We start from the raw sequence: 11864 nt of genomic DNA, 5'->3' as shown, positions 1-11864 counted from the left end.
GGAGTTCTATTTATGCTGCTTTGGCTGTTGTACCAAAACGATTTTCTTTTGGATCGCTAGGCTGGCAGAATAACACAATTAGCCAAATACCGCCGATAAGTGGAACCAATGTAATGAGCTGCCACCATCCGCTTTTTCCCGTATCGTGGAGCCTTCTTGCTCCTACCGCTAACGAAGGGACTGCAACCAATAACGAATAGATAACCGGAAGAAAAAGAGGCTTATCAATAACGAACTGAAGGAACGAAAGAATAAATGAAATAACAAAGTTAACTAACACAAACATCCAGTATTCAGTTCGGCTTGCTCGACCAGAAAATACCCCGTAATTTTTTAACACCTTTATGTACCATCTCATCTGCAAAATCCTCCTTTTTTATCATATAATTGTAAATTTATAGTTTATATATCCTTTTTATTCAAAAAACAAACCGTTAAATAAACAAATAACGACATTTTTTATCCAAAAGAAAAAACTTCTTTAAAAAAAGAAGTTTTCTTGATGTATTATGCTTTTTCTATTTAATCAAATCATTTCGGTCTTCCATACTGGGCGGTTCCTCAAGCCATCCGTTTTTGGCCATGATTTTCCCCCCGTCTTGCCCGTATGTTAAAATGTCTTTGGCCGTACTGACAAGTGTAAGAGGAAGATCTCCACGCAAACTAAACGCAGTGCCTAAAGCGTTGCTCCCCAGCCCGAAACTGCAGAATAAACTTACGCAGTACATCATCAGTTTATCTGAAAAAGGTGCTACTTTTGATTCTGTCGCTTTCGCTCCCCAAGTAGCAGGCGTCTGAATATCGCTCTCCAAAAGAATCTTGCTATAATCACTTACAACTTTTTTAGCCAGCTCTTTTCCTTTTACAAAGTACTTCTTCACTTCAGGTTCATTTGCTACTTGAGCGAACCCTGTAATCATTTGCATGCCAAGAATGTTGCTTTCGATAGCGTAATAAATATGTGCTACCTCTACAGTATTTAATACCCGTTTACTCGAAAATAGATGGATTCCATCCATGTAATCTGTGCCTTCAGCAAACTTCGCTGTTTTAGGTACTGAAACAGCTGGAGGTCTTGGAAGCACGTTTTTTTCCTGAAGATAATCTACACATTTGTCATAGCCACTTTGCGTGAAAGCGGTAAGCTCTTTATATAGTGAAATCATGTCTTTTCTGTAGGACATGGTTAAATGAAGCGTATGTAGCCCCATGCTAATTTCTTTTAAAAGGCGAAGAAACATAATATCAAACATCTTATCATAAAGCTTAGGAACACCGACATTTACGTCTTTTTCTGTGTATCCTACCGGTATGGCTGCCCCTTCATTCTGTAAAATTTTTTTGATATCTTCAATGTAGTTCACCACTTGCATATGCGTATCTTGCATAATTTCTTTTGCTCGGTCATCTTCTGCGTGTGCAATAAAATATTCTAAGATTCTTCGGACCATTGTCTTTTGCTGATAGGTCATCCAAAGAGTAGCAATTTCACTTGAACTTAAGGGTATTTCTTGACTCATACACTAAACCTCCTGCTAGGGATACATAGGGCTCTACTTATTCAAGAGTAGGTATCTGTACAAATGAAGACTGTATTCTGCTTTAACATTCGTTCATATGATCAGACACAAAAATCTGTCGCTGCCTCAATTAAATCTGCTTCATTTACTATGCACAAACTGGAAGAATTCTATGTATTTACCCTCGCTTTTAAATGGAGGAAGCAAAAAAAGCCCCTTTCTATTAAAGGACTTTTTCGAAGAAAACGTTTTTATTCCATCGTATCAGAAATTCTTCTGTAGCTTCCGCATTTTTTTAGATATTGAACGATATCTTGATCTTTTACACGCTGAATAGCTGATCCGAACAATTCTGCCGCTATCTGCATACGTTCGTGTTTATGTTCAATGGTCATAATATATCGAAGCGCATCCACAACCGGTGCATTGTGACGTGTACGACGAGTTATGTACTCGTGAATGGCTTCATTTAACCCTTCCGATTCTGCTTGTTGAAACTCAGGTTTTCTTACTGCTTGACTATATACCACTTTTTTGCCACTCCTTCTCCTCATTTTTAATCATGTTTTATCTCTCTTTTATTTCCAGTTCCCTAACAGAAAGGAAACAAAACATGCAATCTTACTTTTTTTATAAAAATAATTATTTTTCATATAGTTCTAACAGACGTTTGTGTATCCAGATAGCTGCTTGTAAACCTTCTCCCATCGCTACTGTAACTTGTTCAGAGTGAGCCACAATATCTCCTGCTGCCCACACGTTTGAAACATTTGTTTCTTTTGTACGCGGATTTACGATAATATGCTGATTTTCTAAAAGTTCTACTCCGAGCTCATGCGCTAATTCTGTTCGAACTTTATTTCTTCCGAATGCTAAAAAACCTCTTTCTCCATAGACGATTTCATTATTTTGAAGGATTACTCCTTTTAACATTCCTGCCTCGGCTATGACTTTTTTTATTGCCTCTTTTTTATAGGTAATTCCCTTTTTCATCAAGGTATGTACTAAAGGTCCAATCTCTTTTTTGTCATGATTAATGTATGTAATGTCGCTGGTCCAATATGTTAACGTAAGAGATAAATTGGCTCCTGCTTTTCCCGAGCCTAGTACTAATACCCTTCTATTATTTACTTCGTACCCATCGCAGTCGGGACATACATATACCGTTTTTCCCATACAGTGATGTAGCTCTTGCTGAAGTTCAGAAGGAATCCGGTCTACGACTCCGGTCGCAAACAATAAAGTAGCTGCTTCGTAATTAGCAGATTTTGTGATGACGTTAAACCCTTCTATTTCTTTTTGACACTGTATGACACGATCTTCTGCAAATTGAATGCCGTAGCTTTTTGCTTGCTGCCTTCCCGTTTCTCTTAGAGTTTGCCCGCTTATTCCCTCAGGCCATCCCAATATATTTTGATAATTCTTGCAGATATTGGAACGTCCATCGTTTGAATCAATAACCAATACACTGCGCTTATATCTTCCAAGCTGAATAGCGGCTTGAAGTCCTGCAATTCCTCCACCTATAATGACGCAGTCATACTTGTCTGCCACAGCACATCACCCCAGCTTTTACTATTTTCTAAACGAAAGCTTCAGTTTTTCATTATCTGTTTTTCTATTATTTTTATACGCTTTACTGTCTTTATTTTTTGAAGTCATTCTACATACAAAAAACCGCCTCGGCAGTTGTACTGTCTAGAGACGGTTTTTTAGAAAATAGGAGAAGTGATATTACTCATTTTTCTCCCCTGCTTCTTTTTTGTTAATTTTAATGATAAGCTCTTTTTTATATACCTCACTATCTTTCCCGTAGCGTAGACGGCTATGACAGTTGGGACACAGTGCAGCAGCGTCCTTTGGCTTAGCAAGTCCGCCCTCTGACAGCTTTGAAAGATAGTACATTTGCAAAAAGGAGCTTCCATCTTTTGCGATAAACGGCGCGCTTTCTCCGCAGGCTTCACAAATACCCGCTGCGCGTTTGTGAACATATTGTCCAAGAGCTGCCGTTTGTTCATAAATACTTGTCTTTTTTTCTTTCCCTAACGCCATATGACGAAGCTGTTCAGTTGAATAAGCTGAAACATCCAGCTGTGCTGCTTTTTCCTCAATCACGGAATTTCGTTCAAGTTCAAAAATAATGGCTTCACGCAGCTTTCCGTCTGAATCCCACATAATTTCTAATTGATGATTGATATACGTCACTTCATCAACAAACTCGACCACTCCCGGCTCCACGTAGTGAAACAAATAAACGGCTTTTCCTGATAAAAAATGTTCACGAAGCGCTTTATTGCCTTTAATGAGCTGCATCGATCCTCTTTGGCCTTCCCCCGTATAGAAAAAAGCGGTTTTATCTTTGTTCCATCCGTGTCCCGTTCCGTATTCACTTCCGCTTTCTTTTGTAAAAATAAAAATATATGGATGCGCTTTTGGCGTTGATATTTCGCTTTGTTCCTGTCCTTTATAAAGCTTATGAATTTGTTTTCTGCGATAACGATGTCCTTTTTGAAAGAAATCTCCGCGCTGTAAATCCGTAATCAATGAATGGCCTCCTACTGCGGTCCTGCTTTTATAGTACTTATAGCTCTACTATACACTAATTTTTGTTTTCTTTGCAGATCGTTTCTTCTATCTATTGGATTTATATCATACAAAAAAGCAGCTGTATGGGCAGCTGCTTTTTTGCTATAGTCAATTTTGCACGGTATAGTCTTCTCCTAGCCATTTTGTGCTGAGTTTTTTTAACGTCCCGTCTTTTTTCAGCTTTTTAATCGATTGGTCGACTTCCGACTTTAACTTTTCGTCTTTTTTGTTAAACATAAAATACACTTTTGAATTAATCACAATATCTCCAACTGTTTTTTGCTGAAATTTCAGCGCTTGATTACTAAAGTCGATGGAAAATGGTGTCGCAAGCGTAGCATCTGCCCGGCCTGTTTTTAATTGAGTTGTGGCATCATCAGCACCTTGACCAGCGTAAACTACATCGATTTTATTACCATGTTTTTGATTGTATTTGTCTAGATAGACAGCCGCATTGCTTGTAGCTCCTACAATCATTTTTTTACCTTCTAAATCTTTTAAGGAATGAATATCATCTCGAGTTTTAGGGACCGTTACATAAAGCGGAGAATAATTATATGTTTCATCATTAAATAAAAACTTTTTCTTTCGCTCAGCGTTCTGAGCCATGTTATGAGCAATCATATCAATTTTATTACTTTCTAAGCTAAGAAGCAGATTTGAAAATTCCATCGTTTTAAATTCAAATTTATAATCCTTTAACTCTTTGTCGATCGCTCTTACTACTTCTACATCATAACCGGTCAGTTTGCCTTTATCATCAATAAAGCAAATGTTAGGAAACTGAGTGCCTGTTCCAACAACAATCGTTTGAACATCTTTTTCTTTCTTTTCTCCCGCACTTGGAGATGCGTTTGTTCCGCATCCTGCCACGCTCACAGCTACTACAATTGAAAGTAAAAACAGCCAATATTTTTTCATACGTTCCTCCCCTGAATCCCTCTATTATGTAATAAAAAGAGGCTCTTGATAAAGCATCTGCTTCATCAAGAGCCTCTGGTTAACCAGTGGGCTTACTTCGTGTAAGATTATTCACATCATAATACTAGTTAACCGATAAATCAAGTAGGTTTTAGAAAAAAGATTATCTTGACAGCTCAGTGTCTACCGCTTAAGATACAACTAATAAAACAATAAAACTACATATCTACCAGTCAACTGGAGGCAAATGGACACGACAATACGTGTACGTTTGCTTTTTTTATTGTCGTCCAGCATTTTATCTTTTGGAGGTAAAACGTATGAAATTTGCTTTATTTAGTCTTATTCAAAATATCCAGAACCCGGTTACTGGAGAAACATTAACTGCTCAAGAAAAGTTTCAGCATGTGTTAAATCAAGCAGTGCTGGCAGAAAAATTAGGTTTTGATGCTTACGGAGTCGGCGAAAGACACGGAGCTCCTTTTTTGTCTTCTTCTCCTCCCGTTGTTCTAAGTGCAATCGCTGCTAAAACGTCTCATATTCGTCTTCTTACTACCGTTACCGTTCTAAGCATTTTAGATCCTGTACGAGTAGCTGAAGATTATGCAACGCTTGATCACCTGTCGGGTGGACGCCTTGAACTGATTATCGGAAAAGGCAATGATCCGCGTCATTATCCGCTTTTTGGCATTACGGAAGAAGAACAATGGGAATCTCTTGCTGAAAGATATGCTCTTTTGAAACAGCTTTGGACAGAAGAAAATGTCACGTGGAGCGGCCGTTATCGTCCGCCTTTAACTAACGTTACGACTCAGCCTCGGCCGTTTCAGCCTTCTATTCCCGTTTGGCATGGAAGCGCGTCAAGCCCGCTGTCTACAGAACTTGCAGCTAAATATGGAGAGCCGCTATTTTCATCCAATTCCTTTCACCCTCAGGCTAAATATAAAGCGCTGATTGACCACTACCGGGAACGTTTTGCTTATTATGGCCATGACCCACGCAAAGCCATCGTCGGTTCGGGGGCCAGCAGCCTATATATTTCTGATACAACGGAAGAAGCGATTCGCCGCTATCGCCCGTACTATAACGCATTTAGCAATACAGAAGCAGCCAAACATAACCAATCGCCGTTCACGTCACTAGAAGATATCGTTCAATACGGTCCTGCTTTAGTAGGAAGCCCAGAGCAAATCATTGAAAAAATAATAGATTATCACAACGCTTATGGAAACGAAGTGCTGAGCATCAGCGTAGACGGTCTAAGCGAAGCAGAACAGCGCGAACAGCTAGAGCGCTTCGCAAGTGATATTGCACCTGTTCTTCGAAAAGAAATTCCCGGCAGCGTGTGGGAAAATAAAAAAAAGAGATTGAGACATAATGAAATCAATCCAATCTAAAGACGAACAAATCAGAATACATGAGCTGAACCGCTTATGACACCGCCGTTGATTTCCGTGCAAGGCTTCGCTTTCCGCGGGCGGGCGCTGAGCCTCCTCGTCGCTTGTGCTCCTGCGGGATCTCATCTCTCCCGCTTTTCCCGCAGGAGTCTTCGCCTTGCCTTCCAATCAACTGCTAGAAGAATCTACATACAATAAAATTTACGTTCACCATCACACTATGAAAAAATCCGAATTAATTGGATTCTCTGTCAAGAATCTCAATTAGTTCGGATTTCCCTTCAACTAAATCACTTTTGTCCCAACCTCTTTTTAATTTAGATACAATTCGCACGTTTAGTTTACTAACTTTTAAACTAATAAACTAGTCTGGTTAAGAAGCCTGCGTGTCTGTATCGTAAATATTGGCTGTTACTTCGCTTCTTTGACAAAGTAAGATGAGCAGCCAAATGCCTCCAATAACTGGAACAAAGTTAATTAAATACCACCAGCCGCTTCTTCCTGTATCATGCAGTCGGCGAACAGTAACGGCAAGTGAAGGTAGAATCATTGCTGCTCCGTAAAGTAATACTAAAATAACTCCAAATACTGCAAGTGAATCGATAAAAACCAAGATATATGGAATGATCATAAAGATATAAGCAAATAATGTAAACATCCAATACTCCGTACGCGTTGCTCTTCCTCGAAACGTCGCATAATTTTTTAACGCTTTTATATACCAGTACATTTTTAAACCCTCTCTTTGTTTATTAAATTAAACTACCTAACCGTTTAAGTCCTACGCAACTTTATTAGGTACATCAAACCGGTTTAACTGCGACTCACTTCGTAGACAAAGAAGAATTAATAGACAAATACTTCCCGCAATCGGAATAATAGTAAGGAGCTGCCACCACCCGCTTCTTCCTATGTCATGCAGTCGACGTGCCGTCACAGCAAGGGATGGAATGAAGACTGCAACAAGATAAACTATACGCAAAAACGGAGGCATATCTGTTATAAGTTCAATAGCTGAAAGCACACACCATATAATAAAATTAAATAAGACAAACATCCAATACTCTTTACGTGTTGCTCTTCCTTGAAACGTTGCATAATTTTTTAGCACATGTAAATACCATTTCATACAAAAACCTCCTTTTTAAACCGAATTTTGTAAGACAAGCTTACTAGCAGTAATTACCTTAGCATACAAAAAATTAATTTCATATCCTATTTTTTGAAAAAATCCCAAATGGTAATATAGATATAGGAGAGAGATGGATAATAGTTAGTAATAAATACCCAATAAATTCAGTTAAAAAACCATTTAATTACTATAATTACTTTTAATTTATAAAATGTTTTTTTATAACAAAAATCCTGCCGTATTAATCGGCAGGCTCTATCTTTACTTATGTGCGGTAAAAGTAAGGTCCACATGAACTTTCATGGGTAATCACATAAGTCCATGTGAAATCTTTATCCACCACGTATAAATCTTCTAAATACATATTTGTATTTTCACTTAAATCATCAGTTGTTAAATGCTTACATTTAGATAGCTGCAGCACTCGTTCATCATGCTCAAACAACAAATAACAGTCGTTCTTAACTTGGTGCTCAAACGCTTGAACCGCTTGTTCTCCTTGTAAACAAGGTAGCTTTTCATAGCTAAACGCATGCCATAAAAATTGGTCCATATAAATTTTCTTTTTTTGCGATGCGCTTAAAGCATCTGCAAATTCATTTTCCCACCGCTTCCGGAAGAATTCACCTTGATTCGATAATTTTTTAACAAACATTCCTTTTTTCTTTAACGCATCTTTCATTTTCACTGTGCTTTCTCACCCTTTATTCTGTATTCATTTCTTTTTATCGGCTTCTTAGCTTATTTGTACATTAGTACCTATGCGTTAGATTCCTTGTTTTTTGACTAAACTTATTTTATAAAACGCCGGCTTTAACGTGTACAAAAACAACACAATCGTACTTAAAAGCATAATCAGGCTTCCACCAACTACAGCTCCTTGAATCGAAAAGATGTGCGCGGACATTCCGCATAGAAAGGTCATCATAATAATTAGCAGTGACTCAAGTAGCCCATAGATACTTCCTACTCTCCCCATCATGTCAACGGGAATGCTGTTTTGATAAAAGGTTTGAAAACCAGCACTTGCAAAAGCTAACGCAAAAGATAAGCTAAAAAATCCTGTTCCCATGGTTTGAAAAGAAGACGAACACGCGTACAGCAAATAGCCAAGCGATACTCCTACACTGCCGGCGCCTATGAGAAAGTTCGCCGACAGCTTCTGAGCCAACAGTGTATTCACAACTGCGCCAATCATAATGCCAGCGCCTGCTACGCTTACTAAAAATCCGTATTCGCTTTCGGATAAATGAATGACTCTTGTTGCAAATGAAACTTCAAGAGAATCAATTGCCGTGGCCATGACCATTAAGAAACTGAACAATACATAAATGGTGATAATGTATCTGTTGGCTCTACTGAAGCGAATCACCGCTTTCCAATCTTCTCGAATGGTGTTTACAGAGAGTTTATTTTCTTTAGTTTCTGTTTTTGTATCTAAGTTCGGCATTAATAAAGTAACCATTCCAGACACCACGAGCGCTGCAGCATTGGCATAGATAGCAAACACAGGCGTTCCAATCATAAATAACGCACCTGCTGCGGCCGGACCAAGAAGAAAGCCTCCTGAGTCAATCAAACTGCGCAGTGAATTAAATCTTTTTCGCTTTTCAGTTGGAATAAGCTTTGTGATATAGACCATCGATGTCGGGCGAAACATCGAACTTGCCATACTGATGATAAATACCAGCGCATAAATGATAAGGATGGATGAGAAAAACGGAAGGCAAACAATAATTCCGGCGCGCATCCAATCTAAAAACAGCATCAGCTTCCGTTTGTTCATGCGGTCAATTAAGCTTCCAGACCATATATTTGTACATAGCGCAGCAAGCGGCTTTATCATGTATAGCCCTGAAACCGCAAGCGGCGAATTCGTCATATCAAGCATCATGACATTTAAAGCGATCAAATAAATCCAGTCGCCGATATTGCTAGTGCCAATTCCAAACAGCAATAAACACGGGTATTTCCAAGACAACAGCTTACTTTTCATAAAAGAAAGGCCTCCGCTTCATTATTGATTTTTGCCAATAAAAAAATCCCACCCCCAAGACATCTGTCTTAGGGGCGAGATTATGAATCGCGGTGCCACCCTAGTTTGTTCATATGTCGCCATATAAACCTTGTCGAGTACGGCTTTCGCTTATACTCTAGCTTTGTAACGGAAGCAGCCGTCGCACTATCACGTTAGATCCAATGCGCTGCTCAGAGGCTTGCTTCAACAGCGTTTTTCTTGCTCCTTTTCAGCTTCCGGAGCTCTCTGCTAAGAATACGCGCTGTCTACTTTTCTCTTCACGGCATTTAATTTCTAACATCTTACCATTATTATCTATTTTTTGTAAATACTTTATTTCAAAATCATTTTTTTCGGCTGAGAAAAGAATAGTCGATATCCTACGTATACAAAATAAATGATGGAAGCTACCAACACGATTCCCCACATATTGTACATATCTTTATTTCCCCATACGCCCGTTAGCGAAAACAGCGCTGGGATTGTTAAGGTAACCCACGACTGTACAATCGCCACTTTCCCTACATATGCAGATACATCTTTTTTGCTCGTATTAAGCACATAAAATAAAAACCATAAAAACGACCAAAGAATCCATGTAATGGCGTTTACGACGTCATGATAGTGAACAAGAGAAACCGTCACGTACACTAAAGCGATAATCGATACCCAAAGTGAATAATAGCCCAGCCCCGTTCCCTGCATTCCTTTTAACACCGTCACGCCTACATATAAATACGTAAGGCCAAATAAAAAGATTGCCGTTCTTTCATATAAAATCCAGTTGCTTTGGTCTGACGTAATAATTAAATAAAACGGAACAATAACTTGAAAAGCTCCAACAAATAAGTTAAATACGCCTACGTTTTTTTCATCCGCTTTTCCAAGCAGCATGAGTCCGTTTAAAAATAAAGCTGCACCTGACAGCAACAGTCCAATTTGATCCATTTTTCAGTAAGAAAAGCCCCCAGCTTTTCTTGTCCTCCTCTGTGTCGATGTTTTTCTTTAGGATGCGCGGAGCTATGGTTTACATGTAAAAAAGAAAAAGCAATTCCTTTTGAAAAGGAAACTGCTTTTCTTTCTGTTTCTATTACACTTATAAAATGAAGCTGACAACAATCGCTGACAGTACGCTTACAAGCGTAGCTCCATAAAGTAAACGAAGACCAAAGCGCGCTACTGTATTTCCTTGCTTTTCACTTAAGCCTTTAACCGCTCCTGACACGATTCCAATTGATGAGAAGTTAGCAAATGATACTAAGAATACGGATACAATTCCAAGTGTTTTAGCACTGAATGTTGAAGCCATATCTGAAAGACTCATCATTGCCACAAATTCATTTGTTACAAGCTTTGTTGCCATAATTCCACCAGCTGCCACAACTTCTGAAGCAGGAACACCCATGATGAATGCAAACGGTGCAAACACATAGCCAAGCAGGTGCTGGAACGACAGACCAAACAGCATTTCAAACACGTTATCAATCGCAGCCATCAGCGCAACGAAACCAATCAGCATCGCACCTACGATAATCGCTACTTTAAATCCATCCATAATATATTCGCCAAGCATTTCGAAGAACGTTTGCTTATGACCTGTTTGTACCTCTAAAATATCTTCTTGATCCGTTACTGTGTAAGGGTTAATGATAGAAGAAATAATAAATCCGCCAAATAAGTTAATCACAATTGCTGTTACTACGTATTTTGGTTCAATCATTGTCATATAAGCACCGACAATGGACATTGAAACAGTCGACATAGCTGATGCACAAAGCGTATATAAACGGTTTGGCGGCAGTTTGTCTAATTGCTTTTTAACGGTAATAAATACTTCTGATTGACCTACAATGGCAGAAGCTACTGCGTTATAAGACTCTAATTTTCCCATTCCGTTAATCTTGCTGAGAACTAACCCAATCCATTTCATAATGAAAGGAAGAATTTTAAAGTGCTGTAAAATCCCGATTAAGACAGAGATAAAAACGATTGGAAGCAGCACGTTTAAGAAAAACGGCATTGATCCTTTATTCGCGATTCCGCCAAATACGAACTCTACGCCTTCATTTGCATATGAAAGCAGCTTTCCAAAGACGCTGGCAATCGCATTAATAATAATCAAGCCAAACTTTGTGTTTAGAAGTAAAGCTGATAAAAGAAGCTGAATCACAACCATAATAACGATTGGTTTATATTTGATTTCTTTACGGTTATTACTTGCAAGATACGCTAATCCAAAGACAACGAGTAACCCTAAGATGCCAATTAAATATTTCATAGTATCCTCCACT

The 11864-nt window shown here is 38.7% G+C and carries 14 protein-coding genes and 1 other annotated feature; of the genes, 1 reads left to right on the top strand and 13 read right to left on the bottom strand.

Features of this window, described 5'->3' with window-relative positions:
* Positions 1–10 precede the first annotated feature (10 nt).
* From ACXAE4_RS13705 to ACXAE4_RS13680, 6 genes are all read right to left on the bottom strand, one after another.
* Entirely contained in the window at positions 11–358 is a 348-nt protein-coding gene (locus ACXAE4_RS13705) for a DUF805 domain-containing protein (RefSeq protein ID WP_155017316.1), read from the bottom strand.
* Positions 359–518: 160 nt separating this feature from the next.
* Complete coding sequence (locus ACXAE4_RS13700; RefSeq protein WP_155017317.1) at positions 519–1520, bottom strand: DUF3231 family protein; 1002 nt, start codon at positions 1518–1520, stop codon at positions 519–521.
* Between the two features lie 251 nt (positions 1521–1771).
* Entirely contained in the window at positions 1772–2050 is a 279-nt protein-coding gene (locus tag ACXAE4_RS13695; RefSeq protein ID WP_155017318.1) for a hypothetical protein, read from the bottom strand.
* A gap of 112 nt (positions 2051–2162) precedes the next feature.
* Complete coding sequence (locus ACXAE4_RS13690) at positions 2163–3074, bottom strand: NAD(P)/FAD-dependent oxidoreductase (protein WP_155017319.1); 912 nt, start codon at positions 3072–3074, stop codon at positions 2163–2165.
* Positions 3075–3254: 180 nt separating this feature from the next.
* A complete protein-coding gene (locus ACXAE4_RS13685) occupies positions 3255–4064 on the bottom strand; it encodes an SRA domain-containing endonuclease (protein WP_155017320.1) in 810 nt (269 codons plus the stop codon).
* Positions 4065–4214: 150 nt separating this feature from the next.
* Positions 4215–5027, bottom strand: a complete 813-nt coding sequence (locus ACXAE4_RS13680; protein ID WP_155017321.1) for an amino acid ABC transporter substrate-binding protein — start codon at positions 5025–5027, stop codon at positions 4215–4217.
* A gap of 320 nt (positions 5028–5347) precedes the next feature.
* Here ACXAE4_RS13680 and ACXAE4_RS13675 point away from each other — a divergent pair, with 320 nt between their 5' ends.
* Entirely contained in the window at positions 5348–6424 is a 1077-nt protein-coding gene (locus tag ACXAE4_RS13675) for an LLM class flavin-dependent oxidoreductase (RefSeq protein WP_289577895.1), read from the top strand.
* 34 nt (positions 6425–6458) lie between these two features.
* Here ACXAE4_RS13675 and ACXAE4_RS13670 read toward each other — a convergent pair whose 3' ends face one another.
* The 7 genes from ACXAE4_RS13670 to ACXAE4_RS13640 all read right to left on the bottom strand — a co-directional run bounded on the left by ACXAE4_RS13670 (position 6459) and on the right by ACXAE4_RS13640 (position 11851).
* Entirely contained in the window at positions 6459–6596 is a 138-nt protein-coding gene (locus ACXAE4_RS13670; RefSeq protein WP_289577897.1) for a hypothetical protein, read from the bottom strand.
* A gap of 201 nt (positions 6597–6797) precedes the next feature.
* Positions 6798–7154: a DUF805 domain-containing protein gene (locus ACXAE4_RS13665; protein ID WP_028412963.1), complete on the bottom strand. Its 357-nt coding sequence runs from the start codon at positions 7152–7154 to the stop codon at positions 6798–6800.
* Between the two features lie 51 nt (positions 7155–7205).
* Positions 7206–7553, bottom strand: a complete 348-nt coding sequence (locus ACXAE4_RS13660; RefSeq protein ID WP_289577899.1) for a DUF805 domain-containing protein — start codon at positions 7551–7553, stop codon at positions 7206–7208.
* Positions 7554–7821: 268 nt separating this feature from the next.
* On the bottom strand, positions 7822–8244 hold the full coding sequence (locus ACXAE4_RS13655) for a DUF4275 family protein (RefSeq protein WP_115654163.1): 423 nt from the start codon (positions 8242–8244) through the stop codon (positions 7822–7824).
* 78 nt (positions 8245–8322) lie between these two features.
* A complete protein-coding gene (locus ACXAE4_RS13650; RefSeq protein WP_289577901.1) occupies positions 8323–9552 on the bottom strand; it encodes an MFS transporter in 1230 nt (409 codons plus the stop codon).
* Positions 9553–9619: 67 nt separating this feature from the next.
* Positions 9620–9864, bottom strand: a binding site (T-box leader).
* A 42-nt stretch (positions 9865–9906) separates the two neighbouring features.
* Positions 9907–10521, bottom strand: a complete 615-nt coding sequence (locus tag ACXAE4_RS13645; RefSeq protein WP_013057473.1) for an AmiS/UreI family transporter — start codon at positions 10519–10521, stop codon at positions 9907–9909.
* Positions 10522–10669: 148 nt separating this feature from the next.
* A complete protein-coding gene (locus tag ACXAE4_RS13640) occupies positions 10670–11851 on the bottom strand; it encodes a NupC/NupG family nucleoside CNT transporter (RefSeq protein ID WP_049165126.1) in 1182 nt (393 codons plus the stop codon).
* Between the last annotated feature and the right edge of the window lie 13 nt (positions 11852–11864).

The organism is Priestia sp. ABM2_011 (assembly GCF_056158845.1).
The sequence above is the reverse complement of the archived record's forward strand: the minus strand, read 5'-3'. Positions and strand labels throughout refer to the sequence as shown.